This is a genomic window from Thermodesulfobacteriota bacterium (assembly GCA_040756475.1).
Taxonomy (GTDB): Bacteria; Desulfobacterota; Deferrisomatia; order Deferrisomatales; family JACRMM01; genus JBFLZB01.
In genome coordinates this window covers 1-24,047 of sequence record JBFLZB010000060.1, presented here as the reverse complement: position 1 = coordinate 24,047, position 24,047 = coordinate 1, and the positions used below count along the sequence as shown (strand labels likewise).

Genomic DNA, 24,047 nt, shown 5'->3' with positions numbered 1-24,047 from the left:
GCCTTCCGGGAGGCGGTGCAGGGGCTCCCCCTGCCCGTGCTCGCCCTCGGGGGCGTGACCCCGGAGCGCCTGGCCCCCGCCGCCGCCGCCGGGGCGGCCGGCGCCGCCGTCCTGGGCTCCCTCTTCCAGGCCCCCGACCTCGAGGCCCAGGCTCGGGAGTACCGGGAGGCGGCCCAGAGGGCGTGGGGCCCCAACCCCCAACCCCTGACCCCCAGCCCCAGGAGCTTCCCATGACCACTCCCACTCCCCCCCGCGCCCTCACCATCGCCGGCTCCGACTCGGGGGGCGGGGCGGGCATCCAGGCGGACCTGCGCACCTTTGCGGTGCTGGGGTGCCACGGGTGCTGCGCCATAACCGCGGTGACGGCCCAGAACAGCCTGGGGGTGCAGGGAGTGTACCCCCTGCCGCCCGAGGCGGTGGAGGCCCAGTTGGAGAGCGTGCTCTCCGACATCGGGGCCGACGCGGCCAAGACCGGGATGCTCTTTTCGGCGGAGCTCATCGGCGCGGTGGCCCGGGTGCTGGGGCGGCGGCCGGTGGCGCGGCTGGTGGTGGACCCGGTGATGGTCGCCAAGGGGGGGGCGCCGCTCCTGCGCGACGATGCCCGGGAGGCGCTGGTGCGGGAGATCCTGCCCCGGGCCCTGCTGGTGACCCCCAACCTGCCCGAGGCCGAGGTGCTCTCCGGGCGGGGCATCCGCTCCGAGGACGAGGCGTGGGAGGCGTGCGGCCGCATCCTGGATCTGGGCCCCGGGGCGGTGCTCCTCAAGGGGGGGCACGGGGAGGGGGAGTGGGTGGAGGACCGGTACCTGGACCGGGAGGGCGCGCGGGAGACCTTCCGGTCCCCCCGGGTACCCACCCGCCACACCCACGGCACCGGGTGCACGCTCTCGGCCGCCATCGCGGCCCGCCTGGCCTGGGGCGACCCGCTCCCCGAAGCCGTGGCCCGGGCTCGGCAGTTTCTGCTCGCGGCGATCCGCGAAGGCTACGCTCTGGGGGCCGGCCACGGCCCCACCAACCCCCATGCGGCGGCGATGCTCACCGCGAAAGGCGAACGGCGATGACGATTCTGGAGGCAGTGCGGGCGGGCAGGGTCCCGGCCGAGGTGGAGGCGGCGGCGCTCGCCGAGAAGGTGGATCCGGAGGTCCTGGCCGCCGCGGTGGCCCGGGGCGAGGCCCTGGTGTGCAAGAACCGCCACCGGGCCGGGTGCCGGCCCCTGGCCATCGGCGCGGGGCTGCGCACCAAGGTCAACGCCAACATCGGCACCTCCAAGGACCAGATGGACCCGGAGCGGGAGATGGCGAAGCTTGCCGCCGCCCTGGAGGCCGGGGCCGACACGGTGATGGACCTCTCCACGGGGGGCCCCCTGGGGGAGATCCGGCGCCGCATCCTGGAGCAGTGCCCGGTCCCCGTGGGCACCGTTCCCCTCTATGAGGCCGGGGCCCGCACCGCGGCGGCGGGGCGCAGCGTGCCCGAGATGGACCCGGAGGAGATCTTCCGGGTCATCGAGGAGCAGGCCCGGGAGGGGGTGGACTTCGTCACGGTCCACTGCGGCATCACCCGGCAGGGCCTGCGGCATCTGGAAGGGCACCGTCGCCTCCTGGGGGTGGTGAGCCGGGGCGGGTCCTTCACCGTGGCGTGGATGCGCCGCAACGGGGCCGAGAACCCCCTGCACGAGCACTTCGACCGGCTGCTGGGGATCTGCCGGGAGCACGAGGTGGTGCTGAGCCTGGGAGACGGCTTCCGGCCCGGGGCGCTCGCCGACGCCACCGACCGGGGCCAGGTGCACGAGCTCCTGGTGCTCGGCGAGCTCACCCTGCGGGCCTGGGACGCGGGGGTGCAGGTGATGATCGAGGGGCCCGGCCACGTGCCCCTGGACCAGATCCAGGCCAACGTGCTCCTCCAGAAGCGCCTGTGCCACGGGGCGCCCTTCTACGTGCTGGGGCCGCTCGTGACCGACGTGGCCCCCGGCTACGACCACATCACCTCGGCCATCGGGGGCGCCATCGCCGCCATGGCCGGGGCCGACATCCTGTGCTACGTGACCCCCTCGGAGCACCTGGGCCTGCCCACGGTGGAGGACGTGCGGGAAGGGGTGATCGCCTCGCGCATCGCCGGGCACGCGGCCGACGTGGCCAAGGGGGTGCCCGGGGCGCGGGAGTGGGACGACGCCATGGCCCGGGCCCGGGCGGCGCTGGACTGGGAGAAGCAGTACGCCCTGGCCGTGGACCCGGCCCGCGCCCGGGAGCTCCGGAGCCGCAGCCTCCCGGCGGATGCGGACGTGTGCACCATGTGCGGGGAGTTCTGCGCGATCCGGGGCTACGCGGAGAGCTGCGGGGCGGCGGGGTAGGGGGGGGCGGAGTGCCGCGTGCCGGGTACCGGGTGCCGGGTACCGCGTGCCGGGGGTGGTCGCCGGCCTTACCGATACACCTCCCGGCGGTGGCCGATATCTACGACGAGAACCAGGAGCCGATCGTCCTCGATCCGGCACAGGAGCCGATAGGACCCCACGCGGTAGCGCCAAAAGCCCGACAGGGGACCGGTGAGTGGGTCGCCCAGATGCCGGGGGTCTTGGGCCGGGGCGATCCTGTCACGCAGGAAGTCGCGAAGTCTCCGGGCTTGTTGCCGGTCGAGGGCGCGCAGATTCTTGAGGGCGCTGTCGCTCCACTCAATCGTCCAGGCCAAGCTCGCGCTCCACTTCTTCCATGGAGTACGTGCGCTGCATGGTGCGGTAGGCCTGTGCGGCGGCTTCGTAGTCGGCCCGGTCTTCGGCGGCCTGGTCTTCGAGGCGCTGGCGCAAGAGCTCGTTGACGACCTGGGAGACGGTGCGGTGGATTTCGGCGGCGCGCGCCTTGAGCGCTGCCAGGACGTCGGGCTCGAAGTCGATCTTGACGGCTTCGGACATGGGATTACCTCTCAATGGACAGCACCCGGAAAAGTGCACCGACAGCCACCGCCACGGACACCCCAAGAAGGGTGCCGTACGCTGCTGCATCTTCGGACACACGAAACAGGATCGGGGACGGAACGCCGCATAGTACGCGCGAGAAGCGGCCTCATCCGGGTGACCCGCATCGAGGAGCACCCGGGCGGCGGCCAGCGAAGATTGGGCGCGCGCCAGGTTTGCCTCGACTTCCCGCTCTCTCGGGTCGTTCACAGTGGCTTGCCTTGCCGCTTTGCGTTTCGATACAGCTGGGTCTCTCCGCGTTCGAAGGCGTCGACAGAGGCCGGCTTGGCGGAAATGAGCCGGTCCGATCCGAGCTGCACCGGGTAGAGGATATCCGCGAGAGTCCGCAGCTCCTCGAAGTAGTCGAGCGGCCGGCGCAGGAGGACGAGCAGGTCGAGGTCGCTCTCCGAACCGGCCTCTCCCCGGGCTGCGGAACCGAAAAGCCACAGGCCGGCCAGCCGCGGACCGTAGTGGGCCTTCAGGGTCTCCTTGCACTGGTCGGTTACGGTGGACATGGGCGGCGTGCTCTACAGAAGCTTCACGAGCGTGGCGACGATGCCGATGGCGACCACGATCATGCCGCCGAGACGAATGATGAGCCGGTACTCCAGCTCGCGAAGGTCCCTCTTGGTGTCCAGCTCGCTCACGATGATGTCGGCCAGGGCTTCCGCCTGCACTTCGGCCTGCTCCTCCGTGAACCCAACGGCCCGCAATTTCTTCGCGTACTGGAGAGTGTCGAAGGCGGCAGTCTGGGGCATGGGATCTTCCTCGCCTCGGTACGGCAACACAAACGGCACCTTCTCGCCGGTCCCCGTCCGGCACAGGTGTGCGCGCCCGCAGTGGCCCGCAGTGGAGCGAGAACCACCATAGCAGAAACGCGCAATTGGCGGAAGGCGCTCCGGCGGCCCTCTCGCCCCCCCGGGAGGCCGTTGCAGGATCGGCGGGGCGGCGGTCAGGCGGCGGCGGAGAGGGAGGCGCGCAGGGCTTCGAGCTGTTGGCGGTGGCCCTCGTCGCTGGTGACGAGGCCTTTGAGGAGGTTTCGGAACTCGGCGCCGCCCACCTCGACGAAGGCGCCCTTGTCGCGCTCCAGGGTGGTGGACTCGGCCAGGATGGCCCAGTCCAGCGCCTCGTGCAGCGGGATGCCCCCCTCGGAGCCGAGGGCGGCAAGGATGCGCCCGATGCCCTTTCGGAGCCGCTCCACGTTGCCGGCGAAGGATTCCTTCACCTGAACGCGGCCCTCGTGGTCCTTGGCCACGCTGCGCAGGAAGTCGAAGGTGCGGGCGTGGGATTCTTCTTCCTCGGCCAGGGAGAGGAAGAGGCGCCGGACCTGGGGGGGCTCGGGGAAGGCCCCGGCCAGGGCCCGGTAGAAGTCGCGTACCAGGCGCTCGGTGTCGGCGCAGGAGCGCAGGAAGTCGGAGAGTCCGGCCAAGGGGGTTCCTCCCGGGGTGGGCGACGGCAGGTCGCGGGTAGCATTTCGGCCCGCGGGCCCGGGAGCTTGAGAGAGCTTGAGGGCTTGACAGGAGCAGTTGCGCCGGTATTCCTGAGGGCCATCCGACGATGGGCGCCCGCGGGGCGCCCAGACCCAGGAGGTGGCACGATGCCCCTGTACCCGTACCGCTGCCCCAAGTGCAAGGTGGACTTCGAGGTGGAGATGCGCCTGAGCGAGGTGGGGAAGAAGAAGGTCGCCTGCCCCCACTGCAAGGGGAAGAAGGTGGAGCGCGTCTACGCCGCCTTCTTCGCCAAGACCAGCCGCAAGTCCTGATCCCTACCCCACGCCGACCCGGGGGCACAGCTCCCGCAGGGGGCAGGCGGGGCAGCGGGGCTTGCGGGCGGTGCAGACGTCGCGGCCCAGGTGGGTGAGGAGGTTCGAGAAGGCCACCCGGCGGTCGGCGTCCACCAGGGGGGTGAGGTCGTCCTCGATCCGGTCGGGGTCGGTGTGGCGGGTGAGGCCCAGGCGGTAGGCGACCCGCTTGACGTGGGTGTCCACGAAGATCGCCGGCACGCCCCGGCTGTTGCCCAGGACCAGGTTGGCGGTCTTTCGCCCCACCCCCGGCAGGGTGACCATCTCCTCCACCGTGCCCGGCACATCTGCCCCGAACCGCGCCACGAGCTCGCGGCAGCAGGCCTGGAGCGCCCGGGCCTTCTGGCGGTAGAAGCCCGTGGAGCGCACGGCTTCCTCGAGGGCCTCCAGGGGGGCCTCGGCGAAGGCCCGGGGGTCGGGAAACCGGGCAAACAGGGTGGCCGTCACCCCGTTGACGCGCTCGTCGGTGCACTGGGCCGCCAGGATGGCGGCCACGAGCAGGGTAAAGGCGTTCGTGAACCGCAGGGCGGGGGTCTCGGGGTACCGGGCCCGCAGGATGGCGTCGATCTCACGGATCCGCGTGGGTTCCTCCACCCTCGACTCCTTTCTCGGGCTCGTGCACGGCGACCCGGTGCCAGCCCTGGTGGGGGTTCCACTTCCAGCGGTGGCGCCGGCTGGCTCTGCGGTGCTTTACCTTGAGCCGGTAGGCCACCACCGCCTGGTAGGTGAACCAGTAGCCGGTGACCGCCATGGGGATGGCCGCCAGGAATCCCCCCACCAGGAGGGGCAGGAGGATGTTCCCGGTGAGGTCGCCCACGTGGGTGATGGCGTGGCGGAAGCCCTCGGGGGGCCGCAGGGGGTAGCCCAGGAAGAACGCGCCCAGGGCGTAGGTGATCAAGTAGACCAGGGGCGCGGTCACCGGGTTGGTGATCCACACCCCCGCCGCCGCCGCGATCTTGCTCTGGCCCATGACCGCGGCGATGGCGATGGCGATGGGCATCTGGATGCCGATGGTCGGCGTCAAGCCCACGGCGAGCCCGATGGCCATGCCCATGGCCACCTCGTGGGGCTTTCCGTGGAGGCGCACCGACCGGTAGTAGACGTAGCGAAAGGTCTTGCGGAGGTTCATGCACAGCCGCCGCGCAAACGGGCAGGAAGCGGCGGCAGCTTACCAACATTCCCGTGCTGGGGCACAGGAGAAAGAAATATGAGCCTCCGTCACTCCACCTTCACCTTCACGCCCCGGGGCTTGGAGGGCTCGGCCTTGGGCAGGGTCAGCGTGAGGACGCCGTCCTTGAGCCTGGCCTTGGCCTTGTCGGCCGCGATGGGGGCCGGCAGGGGGACGACGCGCTGGAAGGAGCCGAACGAGGTCTCCCGGTAGTGGTAGTTCTGCTCCTTGGTCTCCTTCTCCTGCTTGCGCTCGCCCCGGATGGTGACGCTCTGCTCCATGATGTTGACGTCCACGTCTTCCTTCTGGAGCCCGGGCACCTCGGCCGTGAGGATCAGCTCCTTCTCGGTCTCGCGCAGATCGATGCTCGGGGCGAACACCCCCTCGGCCGGGGCGAGCCAGCCGCCGGACCAGGGCTTGGGCCAGCCCCGGAAGAAGTCCTCGAAGAGGCGGTCGACCTCCTGGCGCAGGCTGCGCACGGGCTCGAGCTCGCTTCGGGGTTCCCACTTCACGAGAGCCATGACCATCCTCCTTTCTCCGCGGGTTCGGCGCAGGGGCGGGCTCGGGCGCCCCCGCTTCTGCATGGGAAGGGTCCGCGGATCGCGAGAAAAAACTAATCCCCGCAACGGTGGTGTCAAGGTTTCGGTGGGACCTTCCCGTAAGCGTTGGTGAGGGGGAACCGGCGGTCCTTTCCGAAGGCGCGGGGGGTGATCTTGAGGCCCGGGGCGGCCTGGCGCCGCTTGTACTCGTTGGCGTCGACTAGGGCGATCACCCGGGCCACGGTCTCGGCCCCGAACTCGGCCTCGAGGGTCTCGCGGGCCCGGTCTTCCTCCACGTAGCCCTGGATGATGGGATCGAGCACCTCGTAGGGGGGCAGGGAGTCGGAGTCCCGCTGGTTGGGCCGCAGCTCGGCGCTGGGCTCCTTGTCGAGGACGGCCTGGGGGATCCAGGGCCCCGGGGCCTGGGCGTTGCGCCACCGGGAGAGCCGGTACACCAGGGTCTTGGGCACGTCCTTGAGCACGTTGAGGCCCCCCGCCATGTCGCCGTAGAGGGTGCAGTACCCCACGGAGGTCTCGCTCTTGTTGCCGGTGCTCAGAAGGAGCCACCCGAACTTGTTGGAGAGCGCCATGAGGAGCGTGCCCCGGATGCGGGCCTGCACGTTCTCCTCGGCCACCCCGGGCGGGGTTCCCGCGAACTGGGGGGCCAGGGTGTCGAGAAAGGCCTGGAAGACCCCGGAGATGGGGATCTCGCGGCACGCGATGCCCAGGTTGCCGGCGAGCTCGAGGCTGTCGCTCACGCTGCCCGGGCTGGAGTAGGGCGACGGCATGGTCACCCCCACCACCTGCCCGGCCCCCAGGGCGTCGGCCGCCACGGCGGCGGTGAGCGCCGAGTCGATGCCCCCGCTCAGGCCCAGGAGCACCTTGCCGAAGCCGTTCTTGCGGGCGTAGTCCCGGCAGCCCAGGACCAGCGCCCGGTAGATCTCCTCTTCTTCCCCCATGGGGCCGAGCTCCCGGCGGGGCAGGGGGGGGCGGGGGCCGGCGGGGAGCTCGGGCAGGACCACGGGCTCCCCCAGGGGCGTGGCCAGGGCCTCCCGGCGCAGGGCCACCCGGCGGCGGGGGTCGCGCAGGCGCTGGGCGAACACCTCCCGGGGGTCCACGTCGGCCACCACGTGGTCTTCCTCGAAGGCCAGGCCCCGGGCCAGCACCTGCCCCCGGGGGGAAAAGACGAGCGAGTTGCCGTCGAACACCAGCTCGTCCTGGCCCCCCACCAGGTTGCAGAAGGCCAGGATCGCCGCGTTGTCGGAGGCCCGGGTGCCGAGCATGGTCTCGCGGAAGGCCACCTTGCCCGCGTGGTACGGGGACGCCGAGATGTTGATGAGGAGCTCGGCCCCTCCCAGCAGCGCCTGGGTGCGCCCGGGCCCCGACGGGTACCAGAGGTCTTCGCAGATGGTGACCCCGAAGGTGCAGGCTCCCAGGCGAAACACCCGGGTCTCGTGGCCGGTCTGGAAGTAGCGGTCCTCGTCGAAGACCCCGTAGTTGGGCAGGATGTTCTTTCGCACCACGGCCCGCAGTTCGCCGTTGTGGAGCACGGCGGCGGCGTTGTAGAGGTCGTCGTCGCGCTCCACGAAGCCCACCACCGCGGTGAGCCCCCGGGTGTGCTCCCGCAGGTCGTCGAGGGCCTTGAGGTTGTCTGCGACGAACCGGGACTTGAAGAGGAGATCCTCGGGGGGGTAGCCCACCAGGGCGCACTCGGGGAAGACGGCGATGTCGGCGCCCCAGCGGCGCGCCCGGTCCAGGCCGTCGCGGACCTTGGCCGCGTTGCCGGCCACGTCGCCCACCGTGGCGTTCATCTGGCTCAGGAAGAGTCGGACCATGGGGAACTCCGGGAGTGAGGGGCCGGGAGTCAGTGGCCCGGGGTGAGGGGCCGGGTGCCGCCGGCTGAGCCTAGTGGAAGGGCGGCGCCGGCGCAACGGCGTTGATGGGCGGGGACGGCGGGTGTTACCGTTTCGCGGGGTGCTGCCGGACCCCGGACCCAGTGGACCACGTGGACGCAGTGGACGACGTGGACGCCAGGAATGAGGATCGCCCGCATGAACCGGTTTGTCGTTGCGGCCCGGGGGGCCGCGCTCTTGGTTGCATCCGTGGCCCCCGCTGCCCGCGCCGCCCTGCCCCAGAGCCCCCGGGAGACCCCGGTGGTGCTCGCGGTGCGGAAGGCCTCGCCGGCGGTGGTCAACATCTCCACCGAGACGGTGGTGCGCACCCAGAGCCCCTTTCGGGGGTTCAGCCCGTTCTTCGACGACTTCTTTCGCGACTTCTTCGGCGAGCTGCCCGGGCAGGAGCGCCGGCAGCAGGGCCTGGGGTCGGGGGTGCTCATCCGCCCCGAGGGGATCGTGCTGACCAACGAGCACGTGATCCAGAGCGCGTCGCGCATCCTGGTGACGCTCGCCTCGGGGGAGGAGTTCGAGGCCAGCCTGGTGGGGGCCGACAGCCGCACGGATCTCGCGGTGCTCCGGGTGGAGGCCCAGGCCCCCCTGCCCCACCTGCCCATGGGGACCTCCGCGGATCTCATGATCGGCGAGACCGTGATCGCCATCGGCAACCCGTTTGGCCTCTCCCACACGGTGACGACCGGGGTGGTGAGCGCGCTGGACCGCACCATCCGGGGGGCCAACGACCGGGTCTACGCCGACTTCATCCAGACCGACGCCTCCATCAACCCCGGCAACTCGGGAGGGCCCCTCCTGAACCTCCTGGGGGAGCTGGTGGGCATCAACTCGGCGATCTATCAGCGCGCCGAGGGGATCGGATTCGCCATCCCCATCGACAAGGCGCGGCGCATCGTGGAGAGCCTGCTGGCCTACGGCAGGGTGTACCGGGCGTGGCTCGGCCTCCACGTGCAGGACCTCTCCCCCGAGCTGGCGCGCCACTTCGGGGTGGCAGGCCGCAGCGGCGTGCTCGTGACCCGGGTGTTCGAGGAAAGCCCCGCCCAGCGGGCGGGGCTGCGGCGGGGCGACGTGCTCCTGGAGCTCGACGGCACCGCGCTCGCGGATCGGGACGGCTTCTTCGAGCGCCTGGCGGGCTACACCGTGGGGAGCCGCCTGCGCTTCCGGGTGGCCCGGGAGGGCGGGGAGCGCACGGTGGAGGTGGAGGCCCGGGAGATTCCCCCCGGGTACGCCCAGGCTCTGAGCGAGACCTGGCTCGGCCTCACGGTGGAGGAGAACTCCGCCGCCCTGGCCCGGCGCCACGGCCTGGCCACCAACCGGGGCCTGGTGGTCACGCAGGTCCTCCGGGGGAGCGCCGCGGCCGCCGCCGGCATCGAGCCCGGCGACGTGCTGCGCCAGGTGAACAGCGCCCCCGTGGACACCGCCGACCAGTACCGCGAGGCGCTCCTCGCCGCGAGCCAGCGGGAGACCGTGGTGCTCCTGGTGCAGCGGGGCCGGGCGGGGTACTACGTGAGCCTGACCCCCTGAGTGGAGGATCGGGGGGCCAACCCTTTACATCGCTATCGGTATCGGTATCGAAATCGAAATCGACCCCCGATCCCGACCCCAATTTCGATGAGAGCCTGAGCACGGCGGGCTCGTTCGAAGGGGGGACCCCGGGCGCCCTGTGGTCTTGTGCCGGCGCGTGGGCAGGGCTACCTTGGCCAACAGCGGGCAGGGCTGCATCGATGGTCCCAGGAGGATGCCATGTTGTCGGTGAGGGGAGTGTACCGAGATGGGAGGGTGGAGCTGCTGGAGCCCATTCCAGCGGTCAAGAGCGCGAGGGTCATCGTGACGGTGCTGGATGAGCCACGTGAGGGCGAAAAGCCGGCAAATCTCGGGGTGTTCGATGACCTCGTGGGAGTGGTCGAGGTGCGAGAGGACGGCGCTCGAGAGCATGACCGCTACCTGGCCCGCGTACCTACGCCGACACCCCCCTGAGCTTTACCGACTGCACGAGCTTCGTGCTCATGCAACGGGAAGGGCTCCGGCACTATGCCGGCTTCGACCGCCACTTCCGGGGAGCCGGCTTCGTGCCCGTGCTGGAGGCCAGTTCCTGACTCCGCCTAGCCCCCCTCGTCGGTTCCCTCCGTCGTCCCTGCCCCCCGGATCACCACCCAGTCGAAGGGGGGGCCCGCGGCGGGCTCCTTCTTGCCGATCACCCGCAGGCCCTCCAGGACCACCTGGACCAGGGTATCTCCCGACGCCCCCGCGGCCAGGGCCCGGCCGAGGCGGGCCTCCAGGCCCAGCCGGCGGGGGGCGGTGAGGACCGCGCCGGTGGGCAGCAGCCGGTAGGGCTCGTGGTGGGCCTCGGAGGCGTAGAAGCGGAAGGCGTGGGTTCCCGCGCCTTCCTGCCCGGCCAGGAGCACGTAGGAGAGGCGGTGGGCGTGGGGGTGGATGCGGAACCACCGCTCCCCCTGGCGGATGAACTCGGCGTACTCCTTCTGGAAGACCGAGACGGCGTAGGCCTCCAGGTCCTCCAGGTGCGGCGACGCCCGGCCCTGGAGGAACCGGTGCAGGCTGCGGCTCACGGCGATCCCCACCGCGGCCCCGCTGGTGGCGACCGCCGCGGAGGCGCCCAGGGGGAAGAGCTTTCGCAGGGCGTGGATTTCGTCTCGCCCGCGCCGCTCCACGGCCACCCTGCGGTCCGCCGCCAGAAGCACCCCCCCCTCGAAACAGCACGCCACGAGCTGAGACATCCTCAACCCTCCTGCGGGTCCATCCTAGCCCCACCTGACTGCCCCACCAAGCCTTGACCTGGATCAATAGCGGAGTCTTCACGGCCGGGTATACTTCCGAGCCGACCGTCCCCGGCAAACCACCGCTGCGAGAGGCCCCATGTCGCCCATCCCGGGAAACTGCCGCACCACGGCCATGGGAATCCTGCCCCACACCGACGTGGACCGGGCCCTGGAGCTCGCCCTCTCCCTCGACATCCCCTTCTGGCCCCAGCTCCCCCGCCTCTCCTACTACGAAGACATGTACGTACAGGTCTCGGAGAACTTTCCCGGGGTGCGGATCGACGAGGAGCGCCAGCGGATCGACTTCTCCACCGAGCGCTTCTACGCAGAGCTGGAGGATTTTCTGGCCCGGATGGAAGACCCGGAGCTCTACCGGCTCTCGGAGCGCTACTCGGTGGTGTACCACCGGTTCCTCGAGCTCGACCTGTCGGGGTACGCGGCCATCCGGGGGCAGGTGGAGGGGCCGGTCTCCTTCGGGTTCAGCGTGAAGGACGAGAACGACCGCCCGCTCATCTACAGCGACGAGGTGCGCCCGCTGCTGCTGGACTTCATGGCGCGCAAGGTGTCGGTGATGGGCCGGGAGCTCGCCGCCAAGAACCCCAACGCCTTCATGTTCGTGGACGAGCCGGGGCTGGAGTTCATCTTCTCTTCCCTCTCGGGCTACAGCGACCAGAAGGCCCGGGAGGACCTGGACCACTTCTTCTCCCTGGTGGAGGGCAAGCGCGGCGTGCACCTGTGCGGAAACCCCGACTGGGACTTCCTCTTGCGCACCCCCATGGACGTGCTCTCCTTCAACGCCTTCGGGCGGGGAGACCGGTTCGTGAATTACATCCCGAGCCTCAAGCGCTTCCTCGAGCGGGGGGGGGTGGTGGGGTGGGGCATCGTGCCGGCCAACTACGACGAGTTTCGGGCCTCGGACCTCCAGGGCCTGCTGGACCACCTGGAGGGCCTGTGGGACACCCTGGAGAAGGGGGGCCTCACCCGGGAGGAGCTCCTGCCCAGGAGCCTGCTCCTGCCCGCCACCTGCGCCCTCGTGAACCCCGACCAGGGGACCACCGTGGAGGCGTGCTACGAGCTCTTGCGGGAGCTCTCCCGCCGGGTGCGCGAGCGGTATGGGCTGAAGGAGGGCGGGAGCGGTGCGGGTGCCGGGTAGGGCGCTCGGGGCGCTGGCGGCGCTCCTCCTGCTGGGCGCAGCCGGGCCGGAGGCCCCCGCTGCGGACGGGTTCGAGGGGCGGGCGGGGCTGGCGGAGGCTGCCCGGGCGTACCGCGAGGTGCTCCAGGCCGAACAGGACGAGGTGCGGGGGTCGGGGCTCGCGTCCCCCCGGGGCGTGGAGGAGGTGGTGCAGTTCGATCTGGCGTCCCACGCCTGCCACCGGGGGCCCGGCCAGGCGTACCGGGAGTACGAAGAGCCCGCGGTGCGGCAGGGGGACGCCGGAGAGGCGGCGGCGGTGCGGTACCCCTTTCGGGTCTTCTACCGCAAGGCCCTGACCCTGGACGAGCTCTTCCGCGCCGGGTGGGAGGAGGGCACCCCCGGAGCCCTGGAGGTGCGGTTCGAGGCCGAGCCCCGGGACGCGGGGGAGCCGCCCCGGTGGGTTCCGGTCTCCCGCCGGGAGGTGCTGCCCCAACTGGAGGGCAACAACCGAGGGGCGGGGCGGTGAGGTGCCGACTCTCGAAATCGGGATCGGTATCGGGATCGGCGTCAGGGTCGATACCGATAGCGATACCGATACCGATGATGCCGGGGGCGGCCCTCCGCACAGACGTCCATGACTTGGGGGGATACACCCATACTCGCGCGAGGCGCAGAGGGAGGATGGCCATGGCGGCACAGAGGAAGGGGAGGTGTTTCGTGGCGGCTCTCGGGCTGCTGGTCTGGGCGGCGGGGCCCGCCGCGGCCGCCGAGCCCGACGTGGCGGTGGCCTCGTGCTACGAGTGCCATGACGTCATCGAGTCCCTGCACAAGGGGGCCAAGCACGACGGCGTCAACTGCACGGCCTGCCACTCCGGGCTACAGGCCCACCTGAAGGACCCGGGCGCCGCGACCCGCCCGGTCACCGACCTCTCCTGGTACGCCTGCGGGGCGTGCCACACGGAGCAGCTCGAGAGCTTCCTCACGACCTCCTACCACCGGCCGGCCCGGGACGAGAAGAGCCAGCTCACCAACCGGTCTCCCAACCCCTTCTGGGACAAGCTCATGGCGGGCCACGGGTTCACCAAGGAGCACGCCCTCACCCGCAGCCACCCCTGGATGGTGGTGGACCAGTTCGTGGTCGACCGGGCCTTCGGCGGGCGGTTCCAGCCCAAGGAAGGCTGGCGTTACGTGGCCCAACCCGCGGGCAAGAAGACCTGGGACTACCTGGAGGACCGCTACCCCGACTCGAACGAGCACAAGGCCTTCCTGCCCCAGACGGCGGCGGCGGCCAACCCCGTGTGCTTCCAGTGCAAGAGCCAGGACCAGATCCTCGACTGGGCCTACATGGGCGACCCGGACGTGGGGGCCAAGTGGTCCCGGGCCTCGAACCCCGTGGAGGTGGCCCGCACCATCCAGCACGGGCTCAACTGCTTCACGTGCCACGATCCCCACGCCGCCAAGCCCCGGGTGGTGCGCGACGGCTTCATCGACGCCCTGACCCGGCCCGAGGCCGACACCCTGTGGCACAGGGATCCGGAGCGCACCAAGATCCAGGTGATCGACATGGGGGTGCGCGGCTTCACCCGGAAGATCGCCCTGCTGGAGAAGTACGACTCCCGCCTCCAGTGCGGCCAGTGCCACGTGGAGTACAACTGCAACCCCGGCACCGACGCCAAGACCGGCGAGCGGGTCACGATGGCCGACCGGCGCACCAACCACTTCCCCTACAAGGACGTGCTCGGCCTCTACGACCACTACGTGGGCCAGATCGCCTTCCTCGACTTCAAGAACAGCTTCACCGGCGGGTTCCTGTGGAAGGGGCAGCACCCCGAGTCCGAGACCTACTACAACTCGAAGCACGCCAAGGCCGGGGTCCAGTGCGACCACTGCCACGCGCCCAAGGTGAAGAGCGCGAAGACGGGGAAGGAGTACACCTCCCACTTCGCCACCACGCCCAAGGTGATGCTCCAGGAGACGTGCCTCAGGTGCCACGCCGACTGGGACGAGGAGCGGGCCCGCTACACCATCGACTCGGTCAAGGCCTACTTCAAGGGCAGGATGCGCAAGGCCGAGTTCTGGCTCGACCAGCTCATCGACAAGATCGTGGAGGCCAAGAAGGCCGGCGTGCCCGAGGGCGCGGTCAAGCAGGCCCAGGACCAGCACCTCAAGGCCCACATTCTGTGGGAGTACTGGACTGCCGAGAACTCCGACGGCTTCCACAACCCGGAGCTTGCCCGGGAATCCCTCACCCGCTCGGTGGACGAGAGCCAGAAGGGCCTCAAGATCCTCGACGAGGCGCTGGCGGGGATGGCGAAGAAGTAGGCCGGCCGTTTTCCGAAGCACCCGAAACGCGAAAGGCCGGGGCTGCACACGCCCCGGCCTGTGTCGGTGCTCGGAATCGGGACGGAGTCGTGCGCGGGATTTCCCCCGGCTTCAGCGATCGGAGGGGAAGCGTTGCCGGAGGAAGGCGAAGGTGCGCGCCATCTCGGGGAAGTACTGTCGGATGTGGCCGTAGATCCTGCGGGCTGCTCCCTCGTCGTAGATGTGGGAGGTCTCGTTTCGGTCGCGCAGCATCTGGAGCCACGCGGTCTCGTCGCCCAGCCAACCCGCCTGATACGCGCGCTGTAGCGCCTCCCGCGGCGTGCGGGTCTCGATGCCCTCTTCCTCCAGCGCGCGTTTCAGCGACTTCCAGAACAGCTCGATGACGAACTCGAAGCGCTGGATGGTGCCGTCGACCGCGAGGCTCGAGGTCTCCGGTTCCGCCAGCGCCTCCCGCAGGCGCTCCAGCGCGGAACCGAGGCTTCGAAGGCTTTGCTCGGCCCTAGTTCCTGGCATACCACACCACTCCCTCTTCCAGCACGCGTTCCCGGAGGGCCGCCGGCGCCTCCTCGAGCCGCACCACCTGTACCGGCACCGGAGAGTCGATCTCTTCGAGCCGGAAGGCAAAATCCAGCCAGACCCGCGGTTCGGCGCCGGGCGCCACCACGGCCAGATCCACGTCGGCGCGAGGGTCCGCGTCCCCCCGGGCCCTGGAGCCGAAGAGCAGCACCCGCCGCACCTGGGGCTGGGCAGCAGCCAGGCGCACCACCTCGCGCTCGACGCCTTCCGGTGCTCCCTTCATGGGTTCCTCCCCGGGGTTTCGGGCTGCCGTGCCGTGCACTGTACGGTGGGCCGCTCAAGGGGTCAAGGCGCGGCGCCGGTCTTGCAAAGGGTGTCCCCCGCGGGCATAAGATGCGCGTCTGCCCGAACCCCCCGACGGAGAATGCCGTGCGCCTTCAGGACCCCGAGACCCCTGCCCTCTTCCTGCGCCTCCTGGAGATCGTGGAGACGCTGCGCTCCCCCGGAGGCTGCCCCTGGGACCGGGAGCAGACCCCCCGGACCATCGCGCCCTACCTGGTGGAGGAAGCCCACGAGGTGGCAGAGGCGGTGGAGCGGGGCGACCCGGAGGAGTTGCGGGATGAGCTGGGGGACGTGCTCCTGGAGGTGGCCCTCCTGACCCAGATGGGCCGGGAAGCCGGCACGTTCACCGTGGCCGACAGTCTGCGCGCGATCTGCGAAAAGCTGGTCCGCCGCCACCCCCACGTCTTCGGAGACGCCCGGGCCCAGGACGCGGAGGCGGTGCGGGAGAGCTGGGCCAAGATCAAGGCCGGGGAAAAGCCCGGCCGCGGCGCGCTGGAGGGGGTTCCCCGGCGCCTCCCGGCGCTCCACCGGGCGCGGCGGGTCTCGGAGAAGGCGGCCGGAGTCGGCTTCGACTGGGCGGACCCCGCCGGGGTGCTGGAGAAGGTGGAGGAGGAGCTCGGGGAGCTGCGCCGCGCCATCGCCGCGGACGACCGCTCGGCGGCGGCCGAGGAGCTGGGCGACCTTCTCTTTGCCCTGGTGAACCTGGGCCGCCACCTGGACCTCGACCCGGAAGGAGCGCTCCACGGCACCACCGAGAAGTTTCTTGCCCGCTTCGCCCGGATGGAGGAGGTGCTGGCGGTTCGGGGCCTTCGCCCCGGCGATGCGTCCGTGGAGGAGCTGGAGCGGCTCTGGTGCGAGGCCAAGGCTGCCCTGCGGGAGTCGGAGCCGGGCGGGAAGGGCTGAGGCGAGGGGGGAAGTGCCCCCCGTCGGTATCGCTATCGGTATCGACCCCCGTTTTCGAACCCGATACCGATCCCGATACCGATACCGATACCGATCTGGGGAGGGTGGCTAGGCAACCCTCCGGCGGCCCAGCCGCCGGGCCAGCGCCCCCGAGAGCCGGGCGGCGTCGTGCAGGCCCAGCAGGTGGGCCGTCCCCAGGTAGGCACCGGCCCCGAGACCGATAAGGGCCGCCAGGGCTCCCGCGGCGGCCGCGCGGTTTCCCCCCCAGTCGACCCACAGGGAGCCCGCCCCCACCAGCGCGGTCATGGCCAGGGCCGCCCCCCCCATGCGCAGGAAGGAGCCCGCGAGCCTCCGATAGGGCAGGGGGCCCGCGCGGCCGCGCAGGTGCCACAGGAGGTAGGCGAGGTTGAGCCCGTTGGAGAGGGCGCTCGCCAGGGCCAGTCCCGCGTGCCGCAGGGGGCCCATGAGAAGGAGGCTCGCCACCACGTTGAGGGCGAGCGCCCAGAAGGCGGCCCACACGGGTGTGCGCATGTCGTGGAGGGCGTAGTAGGCCGGCACCACCACCTTGACCCCCGCCACGGGAATGAGCGCCAGGGCGTAGAAGGCCAGGGCCTGGGCCGTGGCGCGGGTCATCTCGGGGGTAAACGAGCCCCGCTCCAGGAGCACGGTGAGGATGGGCTGGGAGAGCACCAGCAGGCCCGCCGCCGCCGGCACCACGATGAACCCGGTCATCCGCAGGGTCTCCCCCAGGGTCTCCCGCAGGCCGGGCAGGTCGTTTCGGGCCGCGAGCCGGCTCAGGCTCGGCAGGGCCGCGGTGCCCGCCGCCACGGCGAACACCCCCAGGGGGAGCTGGAAGAGGCGTTCGGCGTAGTAGAGGTAGGAGACGCTCCCGTCCGGGAGCCAGGTGGCGAGCAGGGTGGAGACGAAGATGTTCACCTGGTACACCCCGACGCCGAACACCCGGGGGCCCAGGAGTCGCAGGATGCGGCGCACCGCCGCGTCGCGCCAGTCCCAGGCGAGCCGGAACGCAAAGCCCCGCACCCGGAGCGACCGCCACTGCACCCAGAGCTGGAGCACCCCCCCGGCCACCACCCCGTAGGCGGCGCTGCGCACGGGAGGGTCGGTAAAGGGGCTCAGCCCCACCACCGCGGCGATCATGGCCACGTTGAGGACCACCGGGGCCAGGGCCGGGGAGGCGAAGTCCCCGAGGGAGTTGAGCATCCCGCCCGCGAGCGCGGTGAGGCCGATGAGCCCGATGTAGGGGAAGACCACCCGGGTGAGCTGCACCGTGAGGTCGAACTTCTCGGGCTCCTGGGTGAAGCCCCAGGCCAGCGCCTTGACCAGGAGCGGCGCCCCCAGCACCCCCGCCGCCGAGACGGCCAGCAGCACCGCGCCCAACAGGGTGAAGCACAGGCGCCCGAGCTCGTCGGCCCGGGCGCGGCCCCGGGTCTCGAGGGTCTCCACGAAGACCGGGACGAAGGCCACCGTGAGGCTGCCTTCCGCAAAGAGGCTGCGAAGCATGTTGGGGAGCCGGAAAGCCACCAGGAAGGCGTCCATGGCGCCCCCCGCCCCGAAGTACGAGGCGGTGACCACGTCGCGCACGAACCCCAGCACCCGGGAGAGCATGGTGGCGCCCGAGAGAATCCCCACGGCGCGGGCGATGCGTCCGGTCTCGGTGCGGGCGCTGGTTTCGGCGGCGGGATCGCCTGGGGCCATGGGCAGGGGTCCTTGTCGCGGGGCGCACTGGCCGCGTAGCATACCACCCCGGCGGGAGCCTCCACGAGGGATTGGAGGGGAACCCGAACCGCCGCGGCCGCCCCGCAAAAGCGGTTCTCTTCCGGACCGTGTGGGTGGACCCGCTGGGGAGCGAACCCCGTCGTCTGGGCGCGTAGGGGCGCACAGCGTGCGCCCGGAGGGTTCGGGGTGGGCCCGAGGGCGGGCGCACGCTGTGCGCCCCTACGGGTGAAACGGCCGTATTCTCGATCTCTCAGCCGCTACGCGAACCAACACGGATCGGAACAGAGCCACAAAGGCACGAGACACAGGGGCTCTCTTTCGCTATCGGTATCGGTATCGCTATCGAAATCGACCCCGATCCCGATCCCGATCCCGATTTTGCGTTGGATGAACCCCATCGGAGAGCGCAGAGCCCATGCCCGTCGTCCTGGTCTTCGCCAAGGAGCCCCGCCTGGGCAGGGTCAAGACCCGGCTCGCCGCGAGCCTGGGGGCGGCGGCCGCCTGTGCCCTGTACGAGGCGTTTCTCGCGGACCTCGCCCGGGCCCTGGCCCGGCTGCCCGAGGCGGTAGACGTGGAGTGGTGGGTGGACGGGGACCCGGAGGTCCTGGCGGCGCTGGCGGGCCCGCGGGCGGCCCTGCGGGTTCAGCCGGCGGGAGACCTGGGGGACCGGCTCCAGGCCGCGTTTGCCTCGGCGCTGGGCGCGGGGAGGGGCCCGGCGGCCGCCGTGGGCACCGACTGCCCCCTCCTGGGGCCGGAGCACGTGGCAGCCCTGTGGGAGGCCCTGGGGCGGGGGGCCGACGCTGCGCTCGTCCCGGCGGAGGACGGGGGCTACGCCGCCCTGGCCCTGGCCGCCCCCAGCCCCGAGGCCTTCGAGGGCATCCCCTGGTCCACGGACGGGGTCCTCGAGGTCACGCTGCGCCGCCTGCGGGGCGCCGGAAAGCGGGTGGAGCTCCTCGCCCCCCTTCGGGACGCGGACGACCTGGGGGATCTGGAGCGGCTCGCGGAGCAGTTGGCGGGGCGGCCCGAAGCTGCGCCGGCCTCGGCCGCGGCCGTGCGGGGCGTGCTCGGGCCCCCGGGGCAGGGCGGCCCCCGGCCCGCCGCGGCGGTGGACGCCCTGGGGCGGGAGGTGCCCCTGGCCCCGCTGCCTCGGCGCATCCTGTCGCTCGTGCCAAGCGTTACCGAGTGCCTCTTCGACCTGGGGGCCGGCGAGCGGGTGGTGGGACGCACCGATTACTGCATCGCGCCGGCGGGCCGGGTGGAGTCCCTGCCCTCGGTGGGCGGCCCCAAGACCGTGGACGTGGCGGCGGCCGCGGCCCTGGCACCCGACCTGGTGCTGGCCAACGCCGAGGAGAACGACCGGGCACAGGTGGAGGCCCTGGCCGCCCGGGGCGTGCGGGTCCACGTGGCCTTTCCCCGCACCCTGGGGGAGGCGGCCCGGTTCCTGGAAGACCTGGGGCTGCTGCTGGGGGCGCGGGAGGCCGCCGGGGCCTGCGCGCGCCGGCTCCGGGCCGAGGCCGCGAGAGCTGCCGTTGCGCCCGTTCCGGTAGCCTGCCTGATCTGGAAGGGTCCCTACCTGACCGCGTCGGACGCCACCTTCACCTCGGCCGTTCTCGCGGCCGCCGGCGGGGCAAACGTCTTCGGCGACCGCGAGGGGCGCTACCCCGCCGTGACCCTGGCGGAGCTGGCCGCCGCCCGGCCCCGGGTGGTCCTCCTGCCCTCCGAGCCCTACGACTTCGGCGCCCGTGACGTTCGGGAAGTCGAAGCCGCCGTGCCGGGGGCCGCGGCGCTGCTGTGCCCGGGGGAGTGGGTCACGTGGTACGGGTGCCGGGTCGCGGAGGCGGTGCGGGATCTGCGCCGGCTCCTGGACCCCTATCGAGAGGCGCCGTGAGAGAGGAGGCCCCCGTGCCCACGGAGAGCCACAAGCTCATTGTCCTGGAAGACGTCTCCCGCATCGTCGCCGCTTCCCACGACCTGCGGGAGACCCTGGACCACATCACCGCGCTCCTGGCCGAGCGGATGGGGGTGGAGGTGTGCTCCCTCTACCTGGAGGAGGCGGACGAGCTGGTGCTGCGCTCCACCCGGGGGCTGGACGCCTCCGCCGTGGGGCGGGTGCGGATGGCGCCCGACGAGGGGCTCACGGGGCTGGCCTTCCAGACCGGCGGGCCGGTCAACGTGGAGCACGCCGACCGCCACCCCCGCTACAAGTTCTTCCCCGGCATCGGGGAAGAGGTCTTCCACGCCTATCTCGGGGTTCCCCTGATCCACCGCAGGCGCCCCATGGGCGTGCTCACCGTGCAGACGGTGGCGCCCCGGGCCTTTACCCCCGACGAGGTGCGCCTGCTGGTGACGGCGGCGAGCCAGATCTCCACCGTGGTCGCCCACGCGCGTCTCCTCCACGCCCAGGCCCGTGTACCGGAGCCGCCGGAGTCACGAGGGCCGGCTGCCTCGCCCGGGTCCGTTCTCCGGGGGATCGGGGTCGCCCCGGGGGTCGCCCGGGGGGCGGCGCTCCCCTTGACCGAGGAGATGGGGCTGGAGTACGCCCACGAGCCCCCCCGGGGAAGCGTGCAGGACGAGCGGGAGCGCTTCGAGGAGGCGGTGGCCCGGAGCATCGAGGAGGTGGAGGCGCTGCGCCGCGACGTGAGCAGCGCCCTGTCCCTCGAGGACGGGGCGATCTTCCACGCCCACCTCCTGATGCTGGAGGACCGGGGGCTCGGGGACCGGGTACGGCACCGGATCGAGGCGGGCGAGAGCGCCGCCCAGGCGGTCACCGCGGTGGGCCGGGACTACATCGAGACCTTCCGCAAGCTCGAGGACCCCTACCTGCGGGAGCGGGCCGCGGACGTGCGCGACGTGGCCCAGCGCCTGCTCCGGCGCCTGCGGGGAGGGGAAGGGGAGCCCGGGCGCCTGGAGCTGCGCGAGCCCACGGTGGTCATCGCCCGGGACCTCACGCCCTCGGAGTTCGTGCGCCTGATCCAGCCCAACCTGGCGGGGGTGGCGGTGGTGGCGGGGGGACGCAACTCCCACACCGTCATCCTGTGCCGCTCTGCCGGTATCCCGGCCGTGGTGGCCCTGCCGCCGGACCTTCCCCGGGTCGACCCCGGCCAGCCCGTGATCCTCGACGGCACCGCGGGCATGGTCTACCTCTCCCCTCCGGAAGCGGTGGCGCGGGAGTACGCCCGGCTCGCGGAGGACTCGGCCCGGGCCGACGAGGAGCTGCGCTCCCACGCGGGGGAGCCGGCAGTGACCCGGGACGGGATGCCCGTGCGGCTCCTCGGCAACGCCGCCCTTCTCTCGGACGTCCCGCGGATCCTGGAGGCGGGGGGAGAAGGGGTGGGGCTCTACCGCACCGAGTTTCCCTTCCTCATCCGCGCGAGCTTCCCCGACGAAGACGAGCAGGTGGAGATCTACGGGAAGATCCTGGCGGCCCTGGGGGGCCGGCCGGCCACCCTGCGCACCCTGGACGTGGGGGGCGACAAGACCCTGCCCTACCTTCCCCTGCCCCGGGAGGACAACCCCCACCTGGGGTGGCGGTCCATCCGGGTGAGCCTGGAGATGGAGGAGCCCTTCCGCATCCAGGTGCGGGCGCTCCTGCGGGCGAGCCTGCTGGGGCCCTTGCGGGTGGTCTTCCCCATGATCTCCACGGTGGGCGAGCTGCGGCGCGCCCGGGGGATCGTGGACGAGGAGCGCGACGTCCTGGCCGAGCGGGGGATCCGGGTACCCCCGGTGCCCGTGGGGGCCATGATCGAGGTGCCTTCGGCGGCCCTGGCGGTGGAGCACCTGGCGCCCCTGGCCGACTTCTTCTCCCTGGGCACCAACGACCTGGCCCAGTACCTGCTGGCAGTGGACCGGGCCAACCGCCGGGTGGCCCATCTCTACGAGCCGCTCCACCCGACGGTGCTGGGGGTGATCGCCCGGGTGGTGGAGGGCGCCCGCCGGTGGGCCCGGCCGGTGGGAGTGTGCGGCGAGATGGCGAGCCGGGTCCTGGGGGCGGCGGCGCTCCTCGCCCTGGGCGTGGACGAGCTCTCGGTGAGCCCCGGGAGCCTGCCGCGGGTGCGCCGCTTCCTCCAGACCGCCGATGCCGGGCGGCTGCGCCGGCTCGCGCCGCGCCTCACCGCAGCCCCGGACGCGGGAGACGCGCGGGCGCTGCTGCGCGAAGAACTGGCGGAGCAGCGCGTGCCCGAGCTCCTCTTCGCCGGGGAGTGAGGGCGCCTCCGCTGCGGCCCGCCCCCCCAAAGCCCCCCCCTTCACATCGCTATCGGTATCGCTATCGGTATCGAAATCGAAATCGCTACCCCGATACCGATACCGATTTCGATTTCGATTGGGTAAGGGGACAGGGGCTGACATGCCGCTCCTTGACGCCCCCCGTCCCCGGTGTTTGACTGGGAACACCCGCGTCGCGCGGACGCGGCGTCCCCATCGAGACCAGGGCCGAGACCGGGCCCGAGGCCAGGAGGTGCCCCGTGAAGCTCATCAAGGCCATCGTGAACACCGACCGGCTCGACGCCCTGCGGGATCGCCTCTTCGAGCTCGGCGCCCCGGGGCTGACGGTGGACAGCGTGATGGGAATCGGCAAGCCCCTGGGCCAGATGCGCTACTCCGAGACCCGGGGCTTCATCCCCAAGTTCTTCGCCAAGAGCCGGGTGGAGATCGTGCTGGAAAACGAGCGCGTGGCCGAGGTGGTGGCGGCCATCGAGGCGGTGTGCCGCACCGGGCAGATCGGGGACGGGAAGATCTTCGTCCTCCCGGTAGACGAGGTCCACCGCATCCGCACCGGCGAGACGGGCAAGAACGCCCTGTACTGAGCCCTCCCCGGGCCTCCCCATCGGGATCGGTATCGGTATCGCTATCGACCCCCGATCCCGATCCCGATACCGATACCGAGAGATGGGCCACCGCAACCCCCCCTCCCGCCGGAGGGGGGGCGCTACGAAGCTTCCTCTCCTTCGGGCCAGCGACGGAGCATCACGGCAATGGCCCCGGCCGACGCGCCCAAGAGCGAAACGCTCGCCAGCAGCGGGAGCCCGGCGAGGGTGAGGAGGTCGTGGGCGAGGGTCTTGAGGGCCGCCGTGCCGATCACCAGGAGCGCCACGGCGCGAAGCTCCCGGTCGCCTCGGCGCACCGCCGCCAGCGCCAGGGCCGCAGCCGAGACGTGGAGGATGGCGGACTGGGCCGCCTGGAAGGTGCCGGGCACGTCCCGCACCCAGGCGGCGATCCCGGGGTAGACCGCGCCGCGCAGGGCCAGAAAGGCGAGGAGCAGCCCCGAGAGGAGGAGAATCACCGCGGTGTCGTCGGTTCGGTCGAACCGCGCGAAGAACCCGGAGCCCAGGGGCGGGGGCCGCTTGCGGCACCAGCGGTAGTGGGCGCCGGCCAGGAGCGCCGCTCCTGCCGCCGCTCCGGCCTCGGGCAGGGAAGCCGGCGCTGCCCCCGCCAGCAGGACCGCGGCCGCGGCCCCCAGGGCTACGCCCGCCTGGAAGGCGTAGGAAGCGGCTCGGGCCCCTGCGCTGTCCCAGCGCCCGGCGAGCACCGCCAGGCCCCAGGCGAACGCCGCCAGCAGGGGAAGAGCCCCCGCGACGAGTCCCCATCCCACCGTGAGAGACGCCGCCAGGAGGCAGGCCGAGGCCAGGGAAAAGGCCCCCGTGCCCGCCGCCGCCAGCCCCTGGGCCGCCAGGCGGTGGGCCAGGAAGAGCAGGAGCCCGCTCGCCGCCGTCCCACCGATTCCCAGCCACGGATCGCCCGGGGCGTACGCCGCTGCCGCCGGAAACGCCCAGGCTACGGTGAGGACGGGGAGAACCCCGTTCAGGAGCCCCCCTCCGGGCTCGGCGGCCCTCCGGGCGCGCCGGTAGGCCGCCCCCAGGTGGAGCGCCGCAGTGGCACCCAGGAGCGGCAACACCCAGCCACCCGCCGCCGAGACGGCCGCCCCTCCCGTGCCCGCCGCCAACCCCCACCAGAGCCCCGCCGT

At 71.8% G+C, this 24,047-nt stretch carries 27 protein-coding genes; 13 read left to right on the top strand and 14 right to left on the bottom strand.

Translation table 11 applies throughout. From position 1 onward, the window contains the following. The 3 genes from AB1578_10695 to thiC all read left to right on the top strand — a co-directional run. On the top strand, positions 1 to 234 hold a 234-nt coding region (locus AB1578_10695; protein MEW6488362.1), incomplete at its 5' end, for a hypothetical protein. Next, positions 231 to 1,058, top strand: a complete 828-nt coding sequence (gene thiD / locus AB1578_10690; GenBank protein ID MEW6488361.1) for a bifunctional hydroxymethylpyrimidine kinase/phosphomethylpyrimidine kinase — start codon at positions 231 to 233, stop codon at positions 1,056 to 1,058. The genes AB1578_10695 and thiD, both read left to right, overlap by 4 nt. Further along, complete coding sequence (thiC, locus tag AB1578_10685) at positions 1,055 to 2,344, top strand: phosphomethylpyrimidine synthase ThiC (GenBank protein MEW6488360.1); 1,290 nt, start codon at positions 1,055 to 1,057, stop codon at positions 2,342 to 2,344. Before thiD ends, thiC begins: the two co-directional genes overlap by 4 nt. A 68-nt stretch (positions 2,345 to 2,412) precedes the next feature. Here the strand turns inward: thiC and AB1578_10680 are convergent, their stop codons facing one another. From AB1578_10680 to AB1578_10660, 5 genes are all read right to left on the bottom strand, one after another. Further along, on the bottom strand, positions 2,413 to 2,679 hold the full coding sequence (locus AB1578_10680; GenBank protein MEW6488359.1) for a type II toxin-antitoxin system RelE/ParE family toxin: 267 nt from the start codon (positions 2,677 to 2,679) through the stop codon (positions 2,413 to 2,415). After that, positions 2,663 to 2,899 carry a CopG family transcriptional regulator gene (locus tag AB1578_10675; GenBank protein ID MEW6488358.1) on the bottom strand — a complete coding sequence of 79 codons (237 nt, stop codon included), beginning with the start codon at positions 2,897 to 2,899 and terminating at the stop codon, positions 2,663 to 2,665. Before AB1578_10675 ends, AB1578_10680 begins: the two co-directional genes overlap by 17 nt. A 248-nt stretch (positions 2,900 to 3,147) precedes the next feature. Next, the gene (locus AB1578_10670) at positions 3,148 to 3,456 is read right to left on the bottom strand and encodes a nucleotidyltransferase domain-containing protein (protein MEW6488357.1); all 309 of its coding nucleotides are present in this window, start codon (positions 3,454 to 3,456) and stop codon (positions 3,148 to 3,150) included. Positions 3,457 to 3,468: 12 nt separating this feature from the next. Further along, positions 3,469 to 3,699, bottom strand: coding sequence for a DUF1640 domain-containing protein (locus AB1578_10665; protein ID MEW6488356.1), 231 nt, complete (start codon positions 3,697 to 3,699; stop codon positions 3,469 to 3,471). A gap of 194 nt (positions 3,700 to 3,893) precedes the next feature. After that, the gene (locus tag AB1578_10660; protein ID MEW6488355.1) at positions 3,894 to 4,370 is read right to left on the bottom strand and encodes a ferritin family protein; all 477 of its coding nucleotides are present in this window, start codon (positions 4,368 to 4,370) and stop codon (positions 3,894 to 3,896) included. Positions 4,371 to 4,538: 168 nt separating this feature from the next. Between AB1578_10660 and AB1578_10655 the strand changes: the two genes are divergently transcribed. After that, on the top strand, positions 4,539 to 4,703 hold the full coding sequence (locus AB1578_10655; GenBank protein MEW6488354.1) for a zinc ribbon domain-containing protein: 165 nt from the start codon (positions 4,539 to 4,541) through the stop codon (positions 4,701 to 4,703). Positions 4,704 to 4,706: 3 nt separating this feature from the next. Here the strand turns inward: AB1578_10655 and nth are convergent, their stop codons facing one another. From nth to AB1578_10635, 4 genes are all read right to left on the bottom strand, one after another. Beyond that, positions 4,707 to 5,336 carry an endonuclease III gene (gene nth, locus AB1578_10650; protein ID MEW6488353.1) on the bottom strand — a complete coding sequence of 210 codons (630 nt, stop codon included), beginning with the start codon at positions 5,334 to 5,336 and terminating at the stop codon, positions 4,707 to 4,709. Next, a complete protein-coding gene (locus AB1578_10645) occupies positions 5,311 to 5,871 on the bottom strand; it encodes a DUF2062 domain-containing protein (GenBank protein MEW6488352.1) in 561 nt (186 codons plus the stop codon). Before AB1578_10645 ends, nth begins: the two co-directional genes overlap by 26 nt. 89 nt (positions 5,872 to 5,960) lie before the next feature. Further along, the gene (locus AB1578_10640) at positions 5,961 to 6,431 is read right to left on the bottom strand and encodes an Hsp20/alpha crystallin family protein (protein MEW6488351.1); all 471 of its coding nucleotides are present in this window, start codon (positions 6,429 to 6,431) and stop codon (positions 5,961 to 5,963) included. 113 nt (positions 6,432 to 6,544) lie between these two features. Then, the gene (locus AB1578_10635; protein ID MEW6488350.1) at positions 6,545 to 8,284 is read right to left on the bottom strand and encodes an NAD+ synthase; all 1,740 of its coding nucleotides are present in this window, start codon (positions 8,282 to 8,284) and stop codon (positions 6,545 to 6,547) included. Between the two features lie 216 nt (positions 8,285 to 8,500). On the opposite strand from AB1578_10635, the gene AB1578_10630 reads away from it, so the two are divergent. Then, entirely contained in the window at positions 8,501 to 9,880 is a 1,380-nt protein-coding gene (locus AB1578_10630; GenBank protein MEW6488349.1) for a Do family serine endopeptidase, read from the top strand. A 219-nt stretch (positions 9,881 to 10,099) separates the two neighbouring features. Then, positions 10,100 to 10,333: a hypothetical protein gene (locus AB1578_10625; GenBank protein ID MEW6488348.1), complete on the top strand. Its 234-nt coding sequence runs from the start codon at positions 10,100 to 10,102 to the stop codon at positions 10,331 to 10,333. Between the two features lie 125 nt (positions 10,334 to 10,458). Here the strand turns inward: AB1578_10625 and AB1578_10620 are convergent, their stop codons facing one another. Continuing rightward, the gene (locus tag AB1578_10620) at positions 10,459 to 11,091 is read right to left on the bottom strand and encodes a hypothetical protein (GenBank protein ID MEW6488347.1); all 633 of its coding nucleotides are present in this window, start codon (positions 11,089 to 11,091) and stop codon (positions 10,459 to 10,461) included. Positions 11,092 to 11,230: 139 nt separating this feature from the next. On the opposite strand from AB1578_10620, the gene AB1578_10615 reads away from it, so the two are divergent. From AB1578_10615 to AB1578_10605, 3 genes are all read left to right on the top strand, one after another. Beyond that, on the top strand, positions 11,231 to 12,286 hold the full coding sequence (locus tag AB1578_10615) for a hypothetical protein (GenBank protein ID MEW6488346.1): 1,056 nt from the start codon (positions 11,231 to 11,233) through the stop codon (positions 12,284 to 12,286). Continuing rightward, the gene (locus tag AB1578_10610) at positions 12,276 to 12,791 is read left to right on the top strand and encodes a hypothetical protein (GenBank protein ID MEW6488345.1); all 516 of its coding nucleotides are present in this window, start codon (positions 12,276 to 12,278) and stop codon (positions 12,789 to 12,791) included. The genes AB1578_10615 and AB1578_10610 overlap by 11 nt, the downstream gene beginning before the upstream one ends. Positions 12,792 to 12,952: 161 nt before the next feature. After that, a complete protein-coding gene (locus AB1578_10605; GenBank protein ID MEW6488344.1) occupies positions 12,953 to 14,587 on the top strand; it encodes an ammonia-forming cytochrome c nitrite reductase subunit c552 in 1,635 nt (544 codons plus the stop codon). Between the two features lie 111 nt (positions 14,588 to 14,698). On the opposite strand, the gene AB1578_10600 is transcribed toward AB1578_10605, so the two are convergent. Beyond that, positions 14,699 to 15,100, bottom strand: coding sequence for an HI0074 family nucleotidyltransferase substrate-binding subunit (locus AB1578_10600; GenBank protein ID MEW6488343.1), 402 nt, complete (start codon positions 15,098 to 15,100; stop codon positions 14,699 to 14,701). Then, positions 15,087 to 15,386 carry a nucleotidyltransferase domain-containing protein gene (locus AB1578_10595; protein MEW6488342.1) on the bottom strand — a complete coding sequence of 100 codons (300 nt, stop codon included), beginning with the start codon at positions 15,384 to 15,386 and terminating at the stop codon, positions 15,087 to 15,089. Before AB1578_10595 ends, AB1578_10600 begins: the two co-directional genes overlap by 14 nt. Positions 15,387 to 15,532: 146 nt before the next feature. On the opposite strand from AB1578_10595, the gene mazG reads away from it, so the two are divergent. After that, a complete protein-coding gene (gene mazG, locus AB1578_10590) occupies positions 15,533 to 16,348 on the top strand; it encodes a nucleoside triphosphate pyrophosphohydrolase (protein ID MEW6488341.1) in 816 nt (271 codons plus the stop codon). Positions 16,349 to 16,456: 108 nt separating this feature from the next. On the opposite strand, the gene murJ is transcribed toward mazG, so the two are convergent. Beyond that, a complete protein-coding gene (gene murJ, locus AB1578_10585; protein ID MEW6488340.1) occupies positions 16,457 to 18,064 on the bottom strand; it encodes a murein biosynthesis integral membrane protein MurJ in 1,608 nt (535 codons plus the stop codon). A gap of 436 nt (positions 18,065 to 18,500) precedes the next feature. Between murJ and AB1578_10580 the strand changes: the two genes are divergently transcribed. The 3 genes from AB1578_10580 (at position 18,501) to AB1578_10570 (ending at position 22,890) form a co-directional block, all read left to right on the top strand. Further along, positions 18,501 to 19,973, top strand: coding sequence for a TIGR04282 family arsenosugar biosynthesis glycosyltransferase (locus AB1578_10580; GenBank protein MEW6488339.1), 1,473 nt, complete (start codon positions 18,501 to 18,503; stop codon positions 19,971 to 19,973). Between the two features lie 14 nt (positions 19,974 to 19,987). Next, positions 19,988 to 22,288: a phosphoenolpyruvate--protein phosphotransferase gene (gene ptsP, locus AB1578_10575; protein ID MEW6488338.1), complete on the top strand. Its 2,301-nt coding sequence runs from the start codon at positions 19,988 to 19,990 to the stop codon at positions 22,286 to 22,288. Between the two features lie 260 nt (positions 22,289 to 22,548). After that, positions 22,549 to 22,890, top strand: a complete 342-nt coding sequence (locus AB1578_10570) for a P-II family nitrogen regulator (protein ID MEW6488337.1) — start codon at positions 22,549 to 22,551, stop codon at positions 22,888 to 22,890. 122 nt (positions 22,891 to 23,012) lie between these two features. On the opposite strand, the gene AB1578_10565 is transcribed toward AB1578_10570, so the two are convergent. Further along, positions 23,013 to 24,047 (bottom strand): hypothetical protein (locus tag AB1578_10565; GenBank protein ID MEW6488336.1); only part of this gene is annotated, 1,035 nt, incomplete at its 5' end.